This window comes from Paenibacillus sp. YAE3, assembly GCF_057546105.1.
Genome location: NZ_BAAIYF010000008.1, coordinates 160,110 through 182,639 on the forward strand (window position 1 = coordinate 160,110; position 22,530 = coordinate 182,639).

The 22,530-nt window shown below is 54.6% G+C and carries 17 protein-coding genes; all 17 read right to left on the reverse strand.

The genetic code is table 11. The annotated features are described in order from the left end of the window. Window positions 1-62 precede the first annotated feature (62 nt). The 17 genes from ftsZ to bshC all read right to left on the reverse strand — a co-directional run bounded on the left by ftsZ (window position 63) and on the right by bshC (window position 22,423). A complete protein-coding gene (ftsZ, locus tag AC27KL_RS16980; protein WP_339324116.1) occupies window positions 63-1,181 on the reverse strand; it encodes a cell division protein FtsZ in 1,119 nt (372 codons plus the stop codon). A 62-nt stretch (window positions 1,182-1,243) separates the two neighbouring features. Then, complete coding sequence (ftsA, locus tag AC27KL_RS16985; protein WP_036713498.1) at window positions 1,244-2,521, reverse strand: cell division protein FtsA; 1,278 nt, start codon at window positions 2,519-2,521, stop codon at window positions 1,244-1,246. Between the two features lie 286 nt (window positions 2,522-2,807). Beyond that, window positions 2,808-3,578 (reverse strand): cell division protein FtsQ/DivIB, encoded by a 771-nt coding sequence (locus AC27KL_RS16990; protein ID WP_487170435.1) that lies wholly within the window; start codon window positions 3,576-3,578, stop codon window positions 2,808-2,810. 62 nt (window positions 3,579-3,640) lie between these two features. Then, window positions 3,641-4,924: a UDP-N-acetylglucosamine 1-carboxyvinyltransferase gene (murA, locus tag AC27KL_RS16995; RefSeq protein WP_487170436.1), complete on the reverse strand. Its 1,284-nt coding sequence runs from the start codon at window positions 4,922-4,924 to the stop codon at window positions 3,641-3,643. Window positions 4,925-5,352: 428 nt separating this feature from the next. Beyond that, window positions 5,353-6,462, reverse strand: coding sequence for an undecaprenyldiphospho-muramoylpentapeptide beta-N-acetylglucosaminyltransferase (gene murG, locus AC27KL_RS17000; protein ID WP_487170437.1), 1,110 nt, complete (start codon window positions 6,460-6,462; stop codon window positions 5,353-5,355). A gap of 5 nt (window positions 6,463-6,467) precedes the next feature. Continuing rightward, window positions 6,468-7,565 (reverse strand): stage V sporulation protein E, encoded by a 1,098-nt coding sequence (gene spoVE / locus AC27KL_RS17005; protein ID WP_339324111.1) that lies wholly within the window; start codon window positions 7,563-7,565, stop codon window positions 6,468-6,470. Between the two features lie 48 nt (window positions 7,566-7,613). Further along, window positions 7,614-9,035 (reverse strand): UDP-N-acetylmuramoyl-L-alanine--D-glutamate ligase, encoded by a 1,422-nt coding sequence (gene murD, locus AC27KL_RS17010; RefSeq protein WP_487170438.1) that lies wholly within the window; start codon window positions 9,033-9,035, stop codon window positions 7,614-7,616. Window positions 9,036-9,038: 3 nt separating this feature from the next. Next, entirely contained in the window at window positions 9,039-10,004 is a 966-nt protein-coding gene (gene mraY / locus AC27KL_RS17015; RefSeq protein ID WP_212947153.1) for a phospho-N-acetylmuramoyl-pentapeptide-transferase, read from the reverse strand. 20 nt (window positions 10,005-10,024) lie between these two features. Further along, window positions 10,025-11,428, reverse strand: a complete 1,404-nt coding sequence (locus AC27KL_RS17020; RefSeq protein WP_487170520.1) for a UDP-N-acetylmuramoyl-tripeptide--D-alanyl-D-alanine ligase — start codon at window positions 11,426-11,428, stop codon at window positions 10,025-10,027. Further along, window positions 11,428-12,915: a UDP-N-acetylmuramoyl-L-alanyl-D-glutamate--2,6-diaminopimelate ligase gene (locus AC27KL_RS17025; protein WP_339324109.1), complete on the reverse strand. Its 1,488-nt coding sequence runs from the start codon at window positions 12,913-12,915 to the stop codon at window positions 11,428-11,430. Before AC27KL_RS17025 ends, AC27KL_RS17020 begins: the two co-directional genes overlap by 1 nt. A gap of 56 nt (window positions 12,916-12,971) precedes the next feature. Further along, the gene (locus AC27KL_RS17030; RefSeq protein WP_339324108.1) at window positions 12,972-14,924 is read right to left on the reverse strand and encodes a stage V sporulation protein D; all 1,953 of its coding nucleotides are present in this window, start codon (window positions 14,922-14,924) and stop codon (window positions 12,972-12,974) included. Window positions 14,925-15,037: 113 nt separating this feature from the next. After that, a complete protein-coding gene (locus AC27KL_RS17035) occupies window positions 15,038-17,344 on the reverse strand; it encodes a penicillin-binding transpeptidase domain-containing protein (protein WP_487170439.1) in 2,307 nt (768 codons plus the stop codon). Window positions 17,345-17,362: 18 nt separating this feature from the next. Further along, entirely contained in the window at window positions 17,363-17,788 is a 426-nt protein-coding gene (locus tag AC27KL_RS17040) for a hypothetical protein (protein WP_339324106.1), read from the reverse strand. Between the two features lie 77 nt (window positions 17,789-17,865). After that, window positions 17,866-18,816 (reverse strand): 16S rRNA (cytosine(1402)-N(4))-methyltransferase RsmH, encoded by a 951-nt coding sequence (rsmH, locus tag AC27KL_RS17045; RefSeq protein WP_339324105.1) that lies wholly within the window; start codon window positions 18,814-18,816, stop codon window positions 17,866-17,868. Window positions 18,817-18,836: 20 nt separating this feature from the next. Further along, window positions 18,837-19,274 (reverse strand): division/cell wall cluster transcriptional repressor MraZ, encoded by a 438-nt coding sequence (gene mraZ / locus AC27KL_RS17050; RefSeq protein WP_036713507.1) that lies wholly within the window; start codon window positions 19,272-19,274, stop codon window positions 18,837-18,839. A gap of 215 nt (window positions 19,275-19,489) precedes the next feature. After that, window positions 19,490-20,761, reverse strand: coding sequence for an adenosylhomocysteinase (locus tag AC27KL_RS17055; RefSeq protein WP_339324104.1), 1,272 nt, complete (start codon window positions 20,759-20,761; stop codon window positions 19,490-19,492). Between the two features lie 30 nt (window positions 20,762-20,791). Then, window positions 20,792-22,423, reverse strand: coding sequence for a bacillithiol biosynthesis cysteine-adding enzyme BshC (gene bshC, locus AC27KL_RS17060; RefSeq protein WP_487170440.1), 1,632 nt, complete (start codon window positions 22,421-22,423; stop codon window positions 20,792-20,794). Between the last annotated feature and the right edge of the window lie 107 nt (window positions 22,424-22,530).

The window sequence follows — 22,530 nt, forward strand, 5'->3', positions numbered from 1 at the left end:
AATAAAAAAGACCCGCTTCCATCCAGCGATGGCTTGCGGGTCTTTGGGTTATCGGTATGGAATTAGTCCTTGTTGCGCGAACGGTTCCGCAAAAACGTCGGAATGTCCAATTGGTCGCCGCTGGTCTGGTTGCCGAACGGACGAAGGTTCTGCGTGTTGTTGCGGGTTTCCGGCTGTTCCGTCGGCTGCGCGGCCGCTCCCGGTTTGCGGTATGAAGTCGCAGGCGCCTGGTTTTCAAACCCCGTGGCGATGACGGTGACTTTGATTTCATCCTTCATGCTTTCTTCAATCATCGCACCGAAGATCATGTTGACTTCCGGATCGGATGCGGAAGTTACGATTTCGGCCGCCTCATTGACTTCATAAAGGGACAAGTTCATACCTCCCGTAATGTTCATGATAATGCCTCGAGCGCCTTCGATCGAAGTTTCGAGCAGCGGGCTCATAATGGCCTTGCGTGCAGCTTCGGCCGCGCGGTTTTCGCCTGTTGCCAAACCAATCCCCATCAAAGCCGAACCGCGTTCGGTCATAATCGTTTTGACGTCTGCGAAATCGAGGTTGATCAGTCCGGGCACCGCGATCAAGTCGGAAATGCCCTGTACCGCTTGGCGCAGCACGTTGTCCGCCTCGCGAAACGCCTCAAGCATCGGCGTTTTTTTGTCGACGATTTCCAAAAGCCGATCATTCGGAATAACGATAAGCGTATCGACTTTTTCTTTGAGGCTTTCGATCCCGAGCTCGGCCTGTTTGGAACGTCTGGGCCCTTCAAATGTAAACGGGCGCGTCACCACGCCGACGGTCAATGCTCCGCATTCCTTGGCGATTTCGGCGATGACCGGAGCGGCTCCCGTACCGGTTCCCCCGCCCATGCCTGCGGTCACAAAAACCATGTCAGCGCCTTTGAGGGTATTCATGATCAGATCGCGCGACTCTTCGGCCGCCTTTTTCCCTACTTCAGGGTTGGCTCCGGCACCGAGGCCGCGTGTCAGCTTATCCCCGATTTGCAGTTTATGTTCCGATTTGGCCATATGCAAAGCTTGAGCATCGGTATTCACCGTGATGAATTCGACGCCTTGAACGCCGTTTTCGATCATTCGGTTCACGGCATTGCTGCCGCCGCCGCCCACGCCAATTACTTTAATTTGCGCCAAGCTCTCCATTTCAAAATCAAATTCCAACATACTTTCCCATCTCCCCCTCATTGTGCATGGATGGCCCGTCCACTCATTCAAATGGAACCTGCTTATATGAAATCACTGAAAATATTTTTCAATCGTTCAATAAAGCCTGGTTTTTGGACAGTCTCCGGATTCGTGGCAGGACTCGCTTTTGGGCGGTTCACTGTCTTCTTGTTGCCCGCACTGCTCACGTTTGCGCTGCTGCCGCTGCGCATGCGGATACTGCGGATGACGTTATGTAAAATACCAACGCCGCTGGTATAACCAGGGTCCCTGACGCCGATGTAATCCGGCACGGCAATTCTGACGGATGCAGCGAGTTCTCCTTGGGCAACCTGCAATACGCCCGGCATCGATACGGTGCCGCCGGTAAGGATGTATCCTCCCGGAAGCTCGGAGTAACCGAGGCGTTTGACTTCTTCGCGGACCAGATGGAAAATTTCCTGTACCCGAGGTTCGACGATGGCCGCCAGATCTTCTTGGGTAAATTCCTTCTCCACGTTGCTGCCGATGCGAACCACCTTAAACGTGACGTCAGGCGCGGCATCGGCCATTAACGCGCAGCCGTATTTGAGCTTCACCTTCTCCGCCTGGTCCGTCAGCGTCCGAAGTCCGTAGGCGATATCGTTGGTCACGAACTCGCCGCCGATCGGCAGGGTCGAGGTCGAAACCATCGTGCCGCCTTCGAAAATGGCGATCGTCGTGGATCCCGCACCGATATCGACCAGGACGGAACCCATCGTTTTCTCGTCCTTGGACAATGCGAGCTGGCCTGCGCCAAGCGACATAAGCACCAAATCTTTAATTTTCAGGCCTGATTTTTCAACGCAGCGCAATAAATTATGTATCGCGGTCTTAGCGCCGGTAATGATGATCGCTTCCACCTCGAGGCGGACGCCGATCATGCCGCGCGGATCCTGAATTCCCTCCAAGCCGTCTACGACGTATTGTTTTGCAACTACATCAATGATTTCCCGGTCCGGCGGAAGGGCGACCACTTCGGCGGCTTTAAGCACGCGTTCGATGTCCTCCTCGCCGATTTCCCGATCCTCGTTCGATACCGCCACGACGCCGTGGCTCGATTGAAGTCCGATATGATTGCCCGAAATGCCGACGTATACCTCCGATATTTCAATACCGACCATACGCTCCGCATGATCAACGGCACTGCGGATGGATTGTACAGTCTGGTCAATATCTACAATTGCACCTTTGCGAATTCCTTCCGAGTCGGCAGATCCAACTCCAATAATATTAAAGGTTCCATTATTCACTTCCCCAATAATAGCACGAACTTTGGATGTACCGATGTCCAAACTAACAATGATGTCATTGTTGCTCAACCGTGGCACCTCCTGTTTTCTAAAGTATCTTCCCCATGTTTAAAACACTCGTTTTTACATATTCAACATAGAATATTCTTTCCCTCTTTTTTCTACAAATTTTTCGACTGCCAACATTTAGTATAACAGGGTAAAAATCAAAAGAAAAAAGAGGGAGATGTCCAAGTGCGAAAAACGAAGGAATCCTCGTCTTCCGCACGTCAAATTCGCGTTGATGAATAGATGAAATAAACCATTTTTAGTTCAAACGGTATAAGATAACCCATAAAGTTAATTGTAGCATTTTTTATTGGCCGTGAGTAGTGTCATTTTCGTCCGGGTCCGCATCGGCCGGAGGCTCGAAAGGCGTATACGTGTCGGCTTCGAGCATCGTGATCGTTCCCGGCTCAGCCGTTTCGATGACCTGGTTCAAATATTCGATTTTGTCGCTCAAAAGAGAGACGGCCGTAATCACGACAAAACGGGACCGCGTGTACATCTTGATCCGATCCGGAAAGGAGGCCGTCGGCGACGGGATGATCTCCGAAATGTCCGACGTCAGCTCGCTCGGAATTTTTCCCAGCACTTTGCACAGTTCCGCCTTGTTCGGATCGCTTGGGCTCCATTTCGTTAAGATCGGCTTTTCCACGGCGATGCCGATGCTGTTTACGGCCAATTTCGAGCCGTTCGCAAGAATGGCTTCCAAACGTCCCCCTTCGCCCAGTTCATACGCGACGGTGGGATATTCTTCGATCCTGACGTTGATTTTGCCGGGAAATTGCTTGTCCACCACGGCTTTTTGAATCGATGTGATTTTCAGCAGCCGCTGTTCGACCTCGGAAGGCGAAACGCCGAAATATTGGCTGCCCTCCTTCAGGCCGCTGGCCTGCAAAAGCTGTTCCCTCGAGGAAAACGTGCTTCCCGTAAATTGGATCTCCGTCACCTGGCTTACCGGCGAACGGAAGAACAAGATAACCAGGATCGCGATAAACAAAAGCAGCAAAATGGCTATGATTTTCCGGCTTGCTCTTTTTTTGGGCTTGTTCTCTTTTAAAACGGGAATATGAGCTTTAGGCATAGGATTCTCTCCACAAAATACCTCTTATCCCCTCTCGCGGGAGGGAGGGGATAAGTTTGGTGTTAATTTGCTAAATCTAGCGATTTGGGCACCGGCGAAAACCGATGGATATCAGCTCCCAGCTTTTGAAAGAGCTGCTCGATATGTTCATATCCTCTGTCGATATGATGCACCTGCTCGACGATGGTTTTGCCTTGGGCGGCCAGTCCGGCAATGACCAGCGCCGCTCCTGCCCTCAGGTCGGTAGCTTCGACCGTGGCACCGTACAGCCGCTTCACGCCGCGGATGAATGCGCAGTTCAGGTCGGTGTGTATGTCCGCCCCCATTCTCGTCAATTCATCGACATGCTTGAACCTGCCTTCGAATACCGTCTCTTTCATGACGCTGAAGCCGTCGGCAAGCGAGAGCAACACCATGACTTGGGATTGCAAGTCGGTCGGAAAAGACGGATAAGGCGATGTGACGATACGTTCGACCGCCTTCGGACGGCCCATGCTGCTAACGTTTATTATATCATTGTAGGTGCTGATTTGAACACCGGCCCGTTTGAGGACGTGGATCAAGGACGACAGATGGGCCGGGTTGCAGTGGGTCAGCGTGACGTTGCCTCTCGTGGCCGCGGCGGCAATCATCACGGTTCCGGCTACGATCCGGTCGGGAATGATGTTATACGAACACGGGGTAAGCTTGCTTACGCCTTGAATCGTGATCGTATCCGTACCAGCTCCGATGATGTTCGCGCCCATCGCATTCAGGAAGTTTTGCAGATCCTGGATCTCCGGTTCGCGCGCCGCATTCGTGATGGTCGTCGTGCCTTCCGCCAGAACGGCTGCCATCATGATGTTTTCAGTTGCGCCCACGCTCGGAAAGTCCAGATGGATATCCGCCCCCTTGAGTTTGCTGGCCTTGCAAATGATTCTCTGCTCAAGTTCCTCGATCTCGGCGCCGAGCGCCTGAAGTCCCCGGAGATGCAGGTCGATTTTGCGCTCTCCGATCGCGCAGCCGCCGGGTTGATAGACGGCAACCTCCCCGAATCTCGCAAGCAGAGGCCCCATCAAAAAAATAGAGGAGCGCATTTGTTTCATTAAATCTTCCGGTACATGAAACGAATTGGCGGACGACGTATCCAAGGCAACCGTCTCCTGATCACGCAAAGTCGTGCAGCCGATCCGTTCCAGGATGTCCAGCATGACGTCAATGTCCAGCAGACGGGGGACATTGCTCAGCTGAACTTTGCCTGCGGCCAGCAAGCTCGCTGCCAGAATAGGCAATGCGGCATTTTTTGCTCCATGGATACGTATGGTTCCTGACAGGGATTTTCCACCCTCAATCACCAATTTGTCCAATGTATCACCTCCGAGTTTACCCCTCAACCGCCGCATTCTCCCTAGCAGGCATTTGCCGATGGTGCCTGCTTCGAGATTTCAGTTTCGTAAAATGAATGCTACAGGATGAGATCGTCCTCTGCTGTCATTGACCGGCCTAACATCCAGTGCAATCTTCCAGCGGACTTGTTTTTGCGTGACACATCAGACCCATGAGCTCCGGCGGCTTAGCATGGTTACAGTTTTTCGCGGTGCGGCTTGATGACAACCAGCCGGTATCTTCCTGACCAAAAGGGATTTCCGCTATATCAACGTTCCAGCTTCGGACCTAAAGCTGCGGCTTTTTCCGCGCAGGTTCGGGCGGGGCCGGCGTTCGGGTTGGTGATTGTCACGATTATAGAGTATCTTATGTCGCGCGCGACCAGTGTGTGACAATCGCCCAGCCCCTTTCACCGCCCCGATGTGAGCCGGCGCATCTCTTCGACGATCAAGTTCGCGGAGTCGGGCTTTCCAAGCTTTCTCGATTGCCCCGACATCTCCCTCTGCACCTGCAAATTGCCCATGATATCCTCAATAGATTGAAAGAGTCTTTTTCCCGATAAATCCTTTTCCAAAATGACCTTTGCGGCTCCGGCCTTTTCCAGCTGCCGCGCGTTGGCCTCCTGGTGATTATTCGTCACGTTCGGGGATGGAATCAGGATGGACGGAATCCCCAACGAGGTTATTTCGGCAAGAAAAGAAGCTCCCGCCCGGTTGACGATCAGCGACGTGGCCGCCAGCACCTCGGGCATGTTGTGCACGTACGGAAGCACATGCAGATGATTGGGCATGCTGCCGAGCCTGCTCCGGATCTCCTCCCGCGTTTTTTCGAAATAATGTTCGCCCGTCACATAAACAAAGTGGATATGCTTCAGCTTCTCAAGCTGCGGCGCCATTTCGATCATGGCATCGTTGATCGCCTTCGCTCCGCGGCTGCCGCCGACGACAAGCACGACCGAGCTGTCCATCGGAATGCCCAGCGATGCGAAACCGCGCTCCTTGTTGGCGGACTGCACGGTGGTTGCACGCGGATTCCCCGTGTAAATTACCCGTTTGGCTTTAGGAAAAGAGCGCTCCGATCCTTCGAAGCTGACGGCGACCGTGCTGACGTACCGGCTCAAAAACTTGTTCGTCAACCCCGGGATGGCGTTCTGCTCATGGATGATCGACGGGATGCCCAACTTGGCGGCGGCGTAAACGACCGGACCGCAGACGTATCCGCCCGTGCCGATGACCACGTCCGGCTTGAATTCGGCGAGCATCCGCTTGGAAGCCTTGACGCCTTTCAAAAATCGGATCACGGTTTTGATGTTTTCGGCCGACAATTTGCGGCGGAAGCCCGTAATTTCGATCGATTGGAACGGAATTTGCTCTTGCGGAACCAGCGTGCTTTCCAAACCTTTGGTACCGCCGATATATAAAAATTTTGAATCCGGATCTTCTATTTCGCATTGCCTCGCAACGGCGATAGCCGGGTAGATGTGTCCCCCGGTTCCTCCGCCTGTTAACACGACGCGCATGCCGATCACCTCGCGTATCTTGATAGATTAAGTAAAATGCCGAGAGCGGTCAGCATCAGCGTCAGCGACGAGCCGCCATAGCTGATCAGCGGCAGCGTAATGCCCGTTACCGGCATCAGTCCGATCACGACGCCGATATTGATAATGACCTGCACGGCAACCATGCCGACGATGCCTACCGCAAACAAACTGCCGAAACGATCCGGTATCGTCATGGCGATGCGCATGCCCCGCCACACCAGAATCAAAAAGAGCAGAAGCACGATCAACCCGCCGATGAACCCCAGCTCTTCGGCCAAAATGGAAAAGATAAAGTCCGTTTGCGGTTCCGGAACGTAGCTGTACTTTTGACGGCTCATGCCAAGACCCAAACCGCCAAGCCCTCCGGGCCCGATGGCGTACAAAGATTGGATGATTTGATACCCCGTACCGAGCGGATCGGACCAAGGGTCGAGAAATCCGGTAATCCGCTTCAGCCGGTAAGGCGCCGCAAGAATGAGGCCGACGAAGCCTGCGGCTCCGGCCAATCCCAGCATCCCCAAATGGCCAAGACGCGCTCCGGCCGTAAAAATGATCATCATCGCCGCTCCCATCATGACCGTTCCCGTCCCCAAATCCGGCTGGAGCATGATCAGGCCGAAGGCCAGTCCGACCAACCCGAGCGGCGGCATCAAACCTTTGCCGAACTTCGTAATGTCCCATTCGTCGCTGCTGAGCCATTTGGAAAGGAACAGGATCATGCCCAGCTTCATAAACTCCGACGGCTGGATCCCGAACGAGCTGATGCCCAGCCAGCTGCGCGCGCCGCCGCGAACGACGCCGATCCCCGGTATCAACACGATGACCAGCAGCACGAAGCAGACGATCAACGCGATTTTGGCGTATTTTTTCCATACCCGAAAATCGATATTGGCCGTAAAAAACATCGCTACCAGCCCAAGTCCGGCAAAAAGCAACTGCCGTTTGACGAAATAGAAAGAGTCTCCGTGTTCGTGGAAAGCCAGTACCGAACCTGCGCTGTATACCATAATGATGCCGATCGCGAGCAGTCCCATAATGCATAGAAACAGCCACAAGTCCGGCGCCGGGCGTGTCTTGTTCATGAAGAGGCCACCTTTTGCAAAAAAGTAGGGGCTTATCCACCCCCCTACTTAAAGATTATGCACCGCCTCTTTAAAAATGCGTCCACGCTCCTCATAGGAAGCAAACATGTCCCAGCTGGCGCAGGCAGGGGACAAAAGCACGATATCCCCCGGTTCTGCGGCGGCTGCGGCTTCCTTGACGGCTGCGCGCAGCGTGCCGGCGGCGTCATCCTCATTATCGACGACGACGATATGCTTTAATCCGGCAAGTTCCGATACCTTGGCGATTTTCCGCGCCGTTTCGCCCAGAGCGATGACCGCTTTGACGCGTTCCGACAATGCCGGCACCAGCTCCATGTAATCCGAACCCCGATCGAGGCCCCCGGCGATCAAAACGATCGGACGATGAAGGGATGTCAACGCCATCATCGTCGCTTTGGAGTTGGTCGCCTTCGAGTTATTGTAGTAGGCGACTCCGTTCAAATCCTTCACGTATTCCAGGCGGTGCTCCACGCCGCGGAAGGAGGACAGCGGACCCCTCAGCCGGTTTGCGGGGACGCCTGCGGCAATGGCGATCGCGCAGGCGGCCGCCGCATTTGCAACGTTAAAACGGCCCGGAATACCGACTTCCTCCACGGGGATGATCTCCGTCAGACGGCCATGTTCATCCCGGTACACGATCTTCCGCGGCAAATCGTCTTCTGCGCCCTGGATAAACGGCGGGCTGACATAGACGCCTTCCGCCAATTCTTCGCTAATAGAGAACGGCAGAATTTTCGCCTTGATATAAGGCACAAGCTCGCGGCAGGTGGAATCATCCCAATTGAGGACGGCGGTATCTCCTTCTCCCTGATTGGCGAACATTTTCGCTTTGGAGGCGACATAATCCTCCATATCTCCGTGGTAGTCGAGATGCGTTTCCGCCAAATTCAGCAAACATCCGATCCGCGGACGGAATGCCTTCGTTCCTTTCAGCTGGAAGCTGCTCAACTCGGTTACCATCCAGTTGCCGCCGTCCGCATGTTGAGCGGCTTCGCAAAGCGGCGTTCCGATGTTGCCCGCCACGATCGGGCGCAGGCCGGCTTCTTCTAGCATGTTTCCGACCCAGGTCGTCGTCGTCGTTTTGCCGTTCGAGCCGGTGATTCCGATAATAGGCGCGCTGCAAATATGATAGGCGACCTCGACTTCGGTTACGATTTCGATGCCGAGCTCGAGCGCTTTTTGCACCGGACCTACTTTATAAGGAATGCCCGGATTTTTGACAAGCAGAGAAATACCGGGATGAACCAGATCCGCCGGATGACCGCCGCAAATGACGGTAATTCCGAGCGCCTCCAGTTCCCCGGCTTCGGGGCATTGATCTCTGTCTTTTTGGTCGTTGACCGTCACTTTCGCGCCGTAAGCGTGCATGACCTTGGCAACTTGTACACCGCTTTTGGCAAGGCCGAGCACGACGACTTCCTGATCCCTGTACGATTCTGGATGCTTCATTTTCTACAACCCCTTGTTCAAGTAAAGTCCGATGCCCGCGAGTACGATGCTCACCAGCCAGAACGTAATGACGACGCGCCATTCCGACCATCCCGACAATTCGAAATGGTGGTGGATCGGACTCATTTTAAATATGCGTTTGCCTCTCGTTTTAAACGATGCGACCTGCAGCACCACGGACAACATCTCGATGACGAACACGCCGCCGATGACAAGGAACAGCAGCTCCGTTTTGGTCACGATCGCAATCGCGCCGATCGCTCCGCCGATGCCGAGGGAGCCCGTGTCGCCCATGAATACTTTGGCCGGATGCGCGTTAAACACCAGGAAGCCGAGCACCGCTCCGATCATGGCCGCGGCGCAAACGGCTGCCGACAGAGACGTCGCCTGCATCGCCACCAGGGCAAAAGCCGCAAACGCGATGGCGCTCACGCCGGACAGCAGGCCGTCCACGCCGTCCGTAAAGTTGACCGCGTTGCTGATCGCAAGCATCATGATCACGATAAACGGATAATAGAACCATCCGCCCCAATCAAACGAAAAGGAGGTTCCCGGCACGTGGATCGCGGTGCTGTGCCCGTTTTGAATGAGCAAAACGCACATGATGGCCGCAAACAGCAGCTGGCCGACCAGCTTCTGGCGCGCCGTCAGACCTAACGAACGTTTGAACACGATTTTGATATAATCATCGAGAAATCCGATGAGGCCAAAACCAAGCGTGGCGACGAGCATGACATAAAAATCGGTATTAATGACCGAAAACTTCAAGAAAGACAGCGTAAACGCCAAAATGATCACGACGCCGCCCATCGTCGGGGTACCGGCTTTTTTCAAGTGGCTTTGCGGGCCGTCGTCCCGTACCTGCTGTCCAAATTTCAGCCGCCTCAACAGCGGAATCAGGAGAGGAGCGGCAATGATTGCGAGAATAAACGAAACTCCGATCGTCAGCAGCAGCAATTGATAATCCATGGATTCACCCCCTCCGTATGTTAGTTATGCAAGTCTTGATCGACAAGAGCATCCACTATTTCTTCCAATTTCATTCCGCGCGAAGCCTTAATCAGCACGATGTCTTTCGGATGTACCTGCCCGGCAAGATGGGCGGCGAGTTCCTTTTTATCGGCAAAATGATAGACCGGAATATCCGGACGTTTGTTTTTGGCGGCTTTTGCGGTTTCGGCCGACAGCGTTCCGTACGTATACAGCATGTCGACTTTGCCGTCCGCGGCATATTCTCCGACTTCGGCATGAAACTCGAGCTCTTTCGGCCCAAGCTCAAGCATGTCCCCGAGAACGGCAATTTTCTTGCGGTGGCCTTTAAGGCTGTCCAGCACGTCGATTGCCGCCTTCATCGAGAGCGGACTGGCATTGTAGGCGTCATTGAGCACGGTAAGGCCGTTTGGCGCCGTAATCTGCTCGATCCGCATCCCCGTCAAACGCAGCCCGGACAATCCCTCGCGAATCTGCTCCTTCCCGATGCCGAAGTGATCCGCCACCGCAAGCGCGGCAAGGCAATTGATGACGTTATGCTGTCCCAGCAGCGGCAGGTCAAGACCTTCCTCGGGATGACGATGGGAAGTGAAAATGACGCCTTTTGCATGGAACATCATGCCCGTCGGATAATCGTCGTTTTTGTCCGGATCCATGCCGAACGTGAAGGTTTTCAGCCCTTCGGGTTTTACCGTCTCCGGCTCGCCGAGCACCAGCGGAATCAACGGTTCGTCGCCATGGTAAACCAGCAGGCCGCCCGGTTTCATGCCGCTGATGATTTCCACCTTGGCACGGGCGATTTCGTGTCTCGATCCGAGCTGAAGGAGATGGGCTTCGCCGATGTTCGTAATGACGGCCACGTCGGGGGAGGCAATGGCTGACAGCGCCTCGATCTCGTGGCGGCCGCTCATGCCCATTTCGAGAATGGCGATTTCCGTATCTTCCGGCATTTCCAGGATCGTCAGCGGCATCCCGATATGGTTGTTGAAATTCCCGCCGGTTTTATGAACCTTAAAGGAAGTTCCGAGCAGCGCGTATACCATGTCCTTCGTCGTCGTTTTTCCGTTGCTGCCCGTGATGCCGACGACGCGGCATCCGACTTCGGCCAAATAAGCCTTGGCCAATGCCTGCAGCGCGGCAAGCGTGTCCTCCACGACGATGGCGGGACCTTCCGGCGGAAGGCCCCGGTCCCGCTGCCATAACACGGCGCATGCGCCGCCTTCAAGCGCTGCCGCGGCAAAGGCATGGCCGTCGAATTTTTCGCCCACCAGCGGCACGAACAGCCTGCCGGCTTCGATTTTGCGGGAATCCGTAAAGACCCCCTTGACCCGTATATCACAATCATGGTCATGCGCCAGGGATCCCCCGCACATGACCGCTACTTCGCCCAACTTCTTCGTAATCACTTGTTCATACCCCTTATCGCTTCCTTGGCCACGACCCGATCGTCAAAATCGTATTTCGTATGTCCAATGATTTGGTAGGTCTCATGACCTTTCCCCGCAATCAATACTACATCGTCCGGGCTTGCCATTTCAATAGCCTTTTGTATGGCCTCCCGCCGGTCCACGATCAGCCGGTATTTGTCCTGAGGCACGGCATCTTCGGCGAGCCCCGCCTCGATGTCCTTCAGGATCAGGTCCGGGTTTTCCGTCCGCGGATTGTCCGAAGTAACCATGACGAAATCGCTGTACTTCGCGGCAAGCTTGCCCATCACCGGGCGTTTCGTGCGGTCGCGGTCGCCGCCGCAGCCGAACACGGTAATGACCCGTCCCTTGGCGAACTCTTTGACCGTTTTGAGCACGTTCTCCAGGCCGTCCGGCGTATGCGCGTAATCCACGATGACCGCAAACGGCTGGCCTTCGTCCACGGCCTCCACGCGTCCGTCGACGCCCGGCACGGATTCCAGGCTGCGCTTGATGCCGTCCAGTTCAAGCCCCTCGAGCAGCCCTGCCGTAATGGCCGCAAGCGCGTTGTACACGTTGAATTTGCCGACCATTTTCAGCTGGATGTCGGCGCTGCCGCGGAACGTGTCCACATGGAACGACGTGCCTTGTGCCGTGATGGAGATGTTGGAAGCGCGCACGTCGGCTTTTTCGTCCAAGCCGTATGTAATGACCTCGGCGGCGGTAATTTTGGCGAAATATTGCGATGCTTCGTCGTCGGCGTTTAATACGGCGAATTTCCGCTCGCTGGCTTGACGGCCGAATTTGTTGCCGAGCCGGGAGAAAAAGAGGCCTTTCGCGGCTCTGTATTCTTCCATGGTTTTATGGTAGTCCAGATGGTCCTGGGTCAGGTTCGTGAAAATGGCCGTACGGAAATCGGTTCCTTTCACCCGCCCTTGCTCCAGCGCATGGGAGGAAACCTCCATCACGCAGCATTGAACGCCATTGGCGGACATGTCGTCCAAGGATCGCTGCAGCTCCAGCGCCTCCGGCGTCGTGCCGGACATCGGGAACGTGCGGCCCCCGTAACGGGTTTGGATCGTGCCGATCAAGCCGGTGTGGATTCCGTGGTCGTTCATCATCTTTTCGATCAGGTAGGTGGTGGTCGTTTTCCCGTTCGTTCCGGTGACGCCGATCATTTTCATGTGGGAGCTGGGAGAGCCGAAAAACGCATCCGCCATCACCGCCATCGCGTAACGGCAGTCCTTGACGATGACCTGCGGAAGGTCGATGTCCAGCTCGCGTTCGACGACAAGCGCCGAGGCTCCTTGTTCGGCCGCTTGCCCGGCATAATCATGGCCGTCCACCGTATGCCCGGGCAAGCAAATAAACACGTCCCCGGGCGCCACTTTGCGCGAGTCGGTCTGAAGACCGGTGATGGTGATGTCCCCGCTTCCTTTGATTTTTGCAATTGTTAGTGTTGAAGCCAGTTCGTTCAGTTTCATTACATATCCCTCGCTCTAGTTTCTATTATCGTCCATTGCCGCGATGATTAAGACCTCTATTGGGGAGCTTTGTTCTGTTCCTTCAGCTCCGGATCGGCCCCCATGTATATGCGAATGGTCGACCCGCGTTCCACCCGGCTGCCCGGCTTCGGCGCCTGGCTGATGACCGTGTTGCCGGTGCCCGATTTGGACAGCACGAAATTCATGTTCAGATCCTCGTACAAATCCTGCACGGTCGCCCCGACCAGATCCGGCACGGTAACGATCGGCGTGTCTCCGTATTTGTATGCCTTCGGCAGCTGATCCTTGCGCGGCGGCACCTTCAAAACCTGAAGGGAATCCCGCAAAATGTTTTGCACGATCGGCGCGGCGACCACGCCCCCGAACTGGATGCCCGCCGGATTGTCGACGGCCGTGTAAACCACGATTTGCGGATCGTCCGCCGGTGCGAAAGCGATAAACGACACGATGTGCTCCGTGGCGGAGTACCGTCCGTTGACGACGATCTGCGCGGTCCCCGTTTTGCCGCCGACCCGGTAGCCGTCGATGAAGGCCGGGCGTCCGGTGCCGTTGGCCACGACGCTTTCGAGCGCCTCGCGCACCTGCTTCGACGTTTCCTCGGAGATCACCTGCCGGACCAGCTGCGGTTTGTTTTCGCTGACGACCTCGCCCGTATCCGGATTGACCCACGCTTTCGCCACGTACGGTTTATACAAATACCCGCCGTTGATGGCCGCCGAGACCGCTGCCACCTGCTGGATCGGCGTAACGGATACGCCCTGTCCGAAAGCGGTGGTCGCCAGTTCGACCGGGCCGACGCGGGAAGGCTTGAACAAAATCCCGTTTTCCTCGCCGTTCAAGTCGATGCCCGTTTTCGCGCCGAAGCCGAAATCGCGGATGTATTTGAACAGCGTGTCTTTCCCGAGCCGATTGCCCAAGGTGACAAAGCCGGGGTTGCAGGAGTTTTCAACCACCTGCAGGAAGGTTTCGCTGCCGTGGCCGCCGCGCTTCCAGCACTTTAACGTGGCGCCGCCAACTTTGATGTAACCCGGATCGAAAAAACGTTCGTTTTTCAGGTCGACTTTCTTTTCCTGCAGCGCCGCGGCTAACGTGATGATCTTAAAGGTCGAACCCGGTTCGTAGGTCATCCAGATCGGCAGGTTGCGGTTAATGACCTCGGAAGCATATTCCTTGTAATTTCCCGGTTCGTATCCGGGCCTGCTCGCCATCGCATAAATTTCGCCCGTTTTCGGATTCATGGCGATGGACCAGGCGCCCCTGGCCTGATACTGCACCATGGCCTGATCCAACTCCCGCTCCATGATCGATTGGATCGACTTTTCGAGCGTAAGCTTTAACGTCAGCCCGTCCTTCGGCGCGTCGTATTTTTCCGACGAACCCGGCATGATGCGGCCGCCGGCATCCGACAGATACGAGATGCTGCCCTGGATGCCGTTCAGCTTGCTGTCGTATTTTTTCTCGACGCCGGTCAAGCCCTGGTTATCGATCCCGGTAAAGCCGAGAATATGGCTCGCAAGATCCCCATAAGGATAATACCGCTTATTGTCCTCGGCAACAACGATACCCGGCAGGTTTAAATCACGAATTTTCTGAGCAAGCTCCATCGTAATTTTGCGTCCACCGGGTTGAAGTTTCACACTCATCGATCTTTTGGTAACCAAACTTTTGATCTTTTCTTCCGTCATCCCGAGCAAAGGCGCAAGCAGTCTTGCCGTCTTGTCGGGATCTTTGACCTGAACCGGCACTGCCATAATCGTAGGCGAACTGATGTTGTACGCCAGCGGCACGCCGTTCCGGTCCTGGATTTCGCCCCGTTTGGCGACGGACGGAATTTGCCTTCTCCAGTTTTCCTCCGCTTTCGCCGAGAGTTCCGCTCCTTTGCCCAGTTGGACATACGCAAGCCTTACTATTATAGCAGCAAACAGCAAGCAAAGAACGGCCAAGCTTACGAGAAGTCTGCGTCTGCGCGTCACATTCGAAACTTTCACTCTTATTCCTCCCTGCTTATCCAGATCGTCATGTCTTATTCCTAACATCGTATTCTGGACAAACAGGGGATAGAACAAGCTGCCCTGAAATGACAGGGTTTTATCCGAATTTTTCAGTTATCATTGTTGACGCCGTTGGTTCTGCCCAATGAAGATTGGTTCCTCCCGCCGGCCTGGTCGTTTTTGCCGGTTTGCCGATTTTTATCGTCCTTATCCGAGTTGTCGTCGTCTCCGTCCTTGCTTTCGTCCAGCATATCCGCCGGTTTTAACGTCAGCTGCACCGTCCGTTTCCCGTTCTGGTTCGTGACTTTCTGGCTGGCGACATACCCTTCGCCGCTAACGTTTACCGAAACCTTCATCAACGTGAGAACATCCAAAGCGTCGCGCAGCGATTCGCCGGTAAGGTCGGGAACCTCCATGACGTTGTCGGTTTGGGTAAACAAATAAATTCGTTGTCCCGGGCTAAGCGGCGTCCCTTTAACCGGAAACTGCTTGACGACCGTCTCCCCTTTGCCCAACGTATCGAAAGCGATGCCCGCTTTGAGGAGCTGCTTTTCCGCGTCTTTCAGGTTTTTGTTCGTCAAATCGGGAGCAGGCGGACGGTTTTGCGCTTGGATAGCGTTATTTTTTTCGTCCTTCTCATCTTTCTTTTCGATGCTTCTTGGTACCCCCATGTACTGCAGCGACTGCGAAACGATCTTCTTGAAGACCGGAGCCGCCGCCTTGCCGCCGCCCACGGTCGGATCGTTCGGTTGGTCGATGATGACGATGACCGCGATTTTCGGGTCGTTGACCGGTGCGAAACCGATAAAGGATACGACTGATTTGGAAGAATCGTATTTGCCATTTACAGTCTTGATAGCCGTTCCCGTTTTACCTGCTACGCGGTAACCGTCGATGTATGCATTTTTCCCCGTGCCGTCTTTCCGGTCAGCGACAACCTGCTCTAGGTAATAACTCGTTTCTTTGGCAGCTTCCGGCGAAATGACCTGACGTACTGTAAAAGGCGGAAAAGTCTTGGTGGTTCCGTTATTCGGATCAACCTCTTCTTTGATGATTTGCGGTTTTAACAGTTTGCCCCCATTAGCCACGGCGCTGATCGCCGCAAGCTGCTGGATCGGCGTGACCGATACGCCATGGCCGTAAGAAGCGGTGGCTACTTCGACCGGGCCCGGCAGATTGATCTTCGTTGATACTTCCCCCGGCAGATCAATGCCCGTCTTTTCGCCGAAGCCGAAATCTCTGATATACTTCAATAACCGTTCCTTGCCCAGCATTTCTCCTAGCTTAACAAAAGCCACGTTACTGGAACGTTTGACCCCTTCCAGGTAAGAGATCGTTCCCCAGCCTGAACGCTTAATGTCGTGCAGATCCTGGTGCGTACCCTGCACCCTAATTGTTCCCGATTTGTAGAACGCATTCGGATTAAACAGCTTTTCCTGCACTGCCCCGGCCAACGTGACGATCTTGAACGTGGAACCCGGCTCGTACGTCGCTTTTACCGCATAGTTAAAAAAGTCCTTCGGGTCATCCGTTTTCCAATACTTGTTCGGATCAAAGGTCGGCAGATTGGCCATCCCCAGGATCTCCATCGTTTTCGGATCGGCGGCAATGACCGTCATGCTGATCGGCTTGTATTCGTTGAACGCTTCTTTCATGGCATCTTCGATATAATACTGGATCTGGTTATCGATCGTCAGCTTATAATTTTTACCATTGACGGCAGGTTTATAAATTTCGTTCGAGTTGGGAAGCTTGTCGCCAGACGTGTCCGATTCGTATTTCAGATATCCGTCCGTCCCTTTCAACTCCTTGTTGAACATGTATTCAAATCCGGCTACCGCCTTGCCTTCACGGTCCGTATACCCGAGGATGTGGGCGGCGAGCGTACCTTTCGGATAATAGCGCTTGGATTCCTTGATCGTGCCCAGGCCGGTTTCCTGGCCTTTCTTGTTCTTTTTCAGCTCTTCCTTCAACTGGTCGTTCAGCTGATCGATTTGCTTTTTTTTGTTTTCGTCGATTTTCCAGCCCTCGTTGCGGACCTCGCGGCTTTTGGCGTATTCGCCGGTTTTGCTGTCCTTCGCGTTCACCAGCGCCTTCAGCTCGTCCACGTTTTTGCCCAAAATGCGATGAAGCCCGTCCACGACCTTGTCCGTCAGGCCGTTGGCATGGAGCGCTTCCGGGCTGACCACGACCGTATAGGCCGGGGCGTTAATCGCCAGCACGTCCCCGTTCCGGTCGGAAATCGTGCCCCGCTCCGCCGGGATCTTCGATTGCTTCTCCCACCTGGCGACGCCCTTCTCATGCCAATCCGCGCCCTGAACGATTTGCAGCGTAAACATGCGAATAAACAAAACAACAAAAAGGAGGGTGATGAATCCTCCTAGTAACAAAGTGCGAAGTTTTATTCTTTTAACCATGATCCAACCTCACAAACTCTATTTTTTGTCGGTGCCGGAACCGTTTGTTGCGTCCCCGCCTTTGGCGGAGATCGGCGTGCGCACGACATGGATGACCTGCTGGTCGCTGGTTTCCTCGAAGCCCATTTGCTTCGCTTTATCGCGGATTCCCACTTCCAGCTGCTGCTTCTCGACCGTCAGCCTGCTGATCTCCTGTTTCGACGCCTTGATCGATTTTTCGATCTTCTGGTATTCTTTGTTCAGCCCGTAGATGTTCGCGTTTTGCCAGATGACCAGGCTTGCGATCATGACGCATGCGACGATCGTGAACAGATAAAGCAGTTTCTCTTTGACCGGAAGATAGGTTCGGCGGGTGACCACCATCGTCTTTTCCCGGTAACCGGGAGATTTGCGCTTTGTCTGTGCTTGTTCTTTTACTGCCAAGTTACCACGGGTATAGGCCATGTCTTCTTCCCCTTCATCATAGTCTTACGCTTTCACAAGCATAGAGCCTCTGTATCGTAAAAAGCATTTGCTGCCGTTCATAGTTTTTCGGCCACCCTCAGCTTCGCCGAACGCGCGCGCGGATTTTGTTCGAGCTCCGCTTCGCCGGGAACGATCGGCTTCCGGTTCACCAGCTTCAGCTCGCCTTTCCCGCCGCAGACGCACATCGGAAAATCGGGCGGACAGGTGCATTTTCCGACATAGCCGTTAAAAATTTGCTTGCAAATCCGGTCTTCCAAGGAATGGAACGTAATGACGGACACCCTTCCTCCGGGCGCCAGGCACCGAACGGCCTGATGGAGCGATTCCTCGAATGCCCCGAGTTCGTCGTTGACGGCGATCCGCAGCGCCTGAAAGCTCCGCTTCGCCGGATGCCCGCCGGTTCTGCGCGCGGCCGCTGGAATTCCTTCTTTAATAATATCGACCAACTGCCCCGTCGTTTGTATAGGGGCCTCTTTGCGGTGTTCGATAATGAACTTCGCGATGCGGCGGGAAAATTTTTCTTCCCCGTACCGGTACAACACCCTTGCGATTTCCTGCTCCGGCCATTCATTGACGATATGCCAAGCCGTCAGGTCCGAGGATCGGTCCATGCGCATGTCGAGCGGAGCATCATGATTGTAGCTGAAGCCGCGCTCCCCTTCGTCAAACTGCGGCGAGGATACCCCCAGATCGTACAAAATGCCGTCGACCTGCGGTATGCCGTCTTTCATCGGCACCGCCAATTCTTTCAACGCGTCCTCCAAATGGCGGAAGTTCGTTTTGACCAAGGAAACCTTGTCCTCGTAAGGAGCCAACCTTTCCCTGGCGTTATTCAGCGCCCAGTCGTCCTGATCCAGCGCAATCAGCCTGCCGTATTCTCCAAGCTTGGATGCGATCAGGGAACTGTGCCCCGCCCCGCCAAGCGTACAGTCGACATAAATGCCGTCTCGTTTAATGTGCAGCCCTTCTGTCGCTTCTTCTTTAAGCACCGTGATGTGATGAAACAAGCTGCAGCCCTCCAGACTTATTACAATTCAAAATTAAAATCGACCAGCTTTTCAGCAATTTCGTTAAACGTGCCCTCGGACTGCTGAAAATAAGCCTCCCAGGTATCCTTGCTCCAAATTTCCACGCGATTGGACACGCCGATGACCACGCATTCCTTCTCGAGTCCGGCGTACCCGCGCAGATTGCCCGGTAAATTTACCCTTCCCTGTTTGTCCCACTCGCATTCCGTCGCTCCCGAGAAAAAGAAGCGGGTAAACGCGCGGGCATCGGATTTCATGAGCGGGAGCGATTTGAGCTTCTGCTCGAGGATGCTCCATTCGTTCATCGGGTAAACGAAAAGACACTGGTCCAAGCCGCGGGTGATGACAAAGGATGCGCCCAAAAGCTCGCGGAATTTGGCAGGGATCGTCAAACGGCCTTTATCATCGATGCTATGTTGAAACTCCCCCATAAACATTCGGCCACTCAACTCCTTACCCCAAATCCCCACTTTGCACCACTTTCCACCACTTAAGGATACTAGATTCGCCACCCAAAATCAAAATCCTTCCGGGGACTTGCTTTTTTTTGGATATAAAACCAGAAGCCCTTCCCGCAAAAACGGATAAACCCCTTGATCCATAAGGATTCAAGGGGTTTATGGGAATATAAAAACCGGCCATAAATTTCCTTTTACTTTTGCGTTGTCCAGCTGTCCAAATATTCGATCTGTCCTTGGGTCAACGCATCGATTCCGATGCCCAAACTTTCAAGCTTGTAGCGAGCTACCTGCTGATCGATTTCCAGCGGCACGTTCAGTACCTTATTGCCTATCGTCTTATAGTTGTCGTTAACGTATTTCAGGGACATCGCCTGCAGCGAGAACGTCATGTCCATGATTTCCGCCGGATGCCCGTCTCCCGCGCCCAGATTGACCAGGCGTCCTTCCGCCAGCAGATACAGCTTGCGCCCGTCCTTCAGCTCGTATTCCTCGATGTTGCGGCGGACGGTCCGGATCGATGCCGCCCGGCTGGCCATGTCCACTTTGTTGACTTCCACGTCGAAATGGCCGGCGTTGCACAAAATCGCCCCGTCCTTCATGACGTCGAAATGTTCTCCTGCAATGACGTCGCGGTTGCCTGTTACGGTCACGAAGATATCGCCGTGTTTTGCCGCCTCGATCATCGGCATCACTTCAAAACCGTCCATATGGGCCTCCACGGCGCGGATCGGATCGACTTCGGTCACGATGACCTTCGCGCCGAGTCCTTTGGCGCGCATCGCCACCCCTTTGCCGCACCAGCCGTAACCGACGACAACGGCCGTTTTGCCGGCAACGACGAGGTTGGTGGTACGGTTGATCGCATCCCAGACCGATTGCCCCGTTCCGTAACGGTTGTCGAACAGATATTTGCAATACCCGTCATTGACGGCCACCATCGGCAGCTTCAGCAAACCTTCCTTCTCCAGCGCTTTCAGGCGGATGATGCCCGTCGTCGTTTCTTCCGCCCCGCCGCGGATCGTCTCCAGCAGGTCCGGACGCTCCGAATGCAGGATCGTGACCAGGTCTCCGCCGTCGTCGATGATCAGATCCGGTTTCGTTTCCAGGGCGCGAATGAAAAAGCTTTTGTATTCGTCCGGGTCGGGATTGTATTTGGCCAGCACCGTCACGCCGTCTTCCACCAGCGCCGCGCACACGTCGTCCTGCGTGGAAAGCGGATTGCTGCCCGTGATCGTCACTTCGGCGCCTCCCGCCTGCACGACTTTCGCCAAATAGGCGGTTTTGGCTTCCAGGTGAAGCGCAATCGTCACTTTAAGGCCTTTGAACGGCTGCTCCGCTTCGAACTGTTTGCGGATTTGATTCAATACCGGCATATGCGCCGAAGCCCAATCGATTTTCAGATGCCCTTCCGGGGCCAAAGACATATCCTTTACAATGCTGTTTTTCAAGGACAACGTGCTCATGAAAAACCTCCTCGTCGTAAATAGGTTTTGCTACATTTCAATGATTTGATGTTCCGCCGCGTAGCGCGTACAGCTGTCCATGAGGTCTTGGATCCATCCGAAGCCGTACCGGTTTATATAGTAGAAAACGTTATAGACCCGCTCCTGGGGTTTGCCGCTCGGGAACAGGGATGCGGCGATCGAATCCCACTGGCGGAGCGCCGCCTCATGCCGCTTTTCCAGCGCCTGCTTCGTCTTGCGTTCGAGATAGGCGATTTGCTCGAGGATTTTGTCCTTGTTTTTCTCCCCGAGCGGCAGCAGCCCGGACTGGATCGTGCCCAGCTCTTGAATCAGCGGGTCATACAGCTTCTCGAAAGCCGCGCGCGCCTCTTCGAACCTCGGTTCGATATGCAGGTCGGCCTGGGCGTTCAGCCAGCGCTCGCGCGCCTCGGCAAAACGGTGCTGGACGTCCTGGAACGTAAGGCCGAAATGGTCCATGTATTTCCGCACCGATCCGCTAATAAACGTGAAAGACATTCTCGGAAGCAAAATCGGCATCTGCAATCCAAGCTCGGAAAAGGCTCCTTTCGTAATCGCCCAATACGAAATCTCACCCTGTCCGAGCACGGTACACAGCACCGGAAGCAAGGATTCCTGCATGAGCGGCCGCGTCAAAACGTTGTTGCTGAACCGTTCCGGGTGGTTCGCAAGCTCAAGCTCGAGTTGTTCCTTCGTGAAGCTGACGATGCCTTTGCGGTCCGCGAAGTTCCCGTTATGTTTATGCAGCAGCAGCCGGTTTCCTTCATAAACATAAAAAAGATTGGCGCAATCCGCCGTGACATCGGCCTGAAGCGGATACCCCTTGCCCGTTATGTTCGCGGCGGCGGCTTGATACGTGTCGCCGAGCTCGTCATTGTGCTTGATGATGCGTTCGAAAACGGGGATCTCCAGCCGGCGCAGCTCCGGATCCGCCGAATCAAGCAAAATCAGGCCCCATTCGCCGAACAACCGGCCAAGCAGTTTGGCGAAAGCATCGCTCAAGTTGCCGGAGGATTCCACGGTTTGATGCAGCAGGTCCATGATGGCCGGTTTGTTGACGCTGTCGGGAAGCAGGTTGGCCAAATGGTCCAGCGATCGTTTCCATTGCTCCCCGGTTACCCGGATCTGGCTCACCGGCCCGCGCGGACCTGGAGTCGCGTCCATTTTGATTTTGGCGATTTGAAGTTCCGGCGTCATGACATGGGTATGGTTCACTTCATCCCAGTCATGGTCTTCGCCGGCAATCCAGAATACCGGAACGACGGGACGCTGCAGCCGCTCCGCCGCTTCCCTCGCGGCAAGCACGATGGTCAGCGCCTTATAGACGACAAGCAGCGAACCCGTAAACAGTCCGCTCTGCTGTCCGCCAACGACGGCAAGCGTACCCGCCTGCTCCAGCAAATCGAGCGACTTATGTACCTCTTGATGGTCGTTATGCTTCTTATTGTATTGTCGAAGACAGGCCGCGAGGGCTTTTCTGTCGATGCGGGTTTCTTCGGATGCATCCAGCCATTCCGCGCGGCGCGTCCAGGCCTCTTCGTCGCGGAAATCCGCGCCGTACAGATCCTGTACCCGCGCATAGCGGTTTATATAATCATCTGCGAGAGCCGAGCCGCTCTTCAGCGAATCCGATACTACGTTCATGAGGTCTGCCTCCTATTATCGTACCTGTTTGAATCGTTCGTTTAATATGTGCATCCTTGCCAAAAATCTTCCTTGATTGTAACCAAAGATCCAGCATGCGTCAAAGA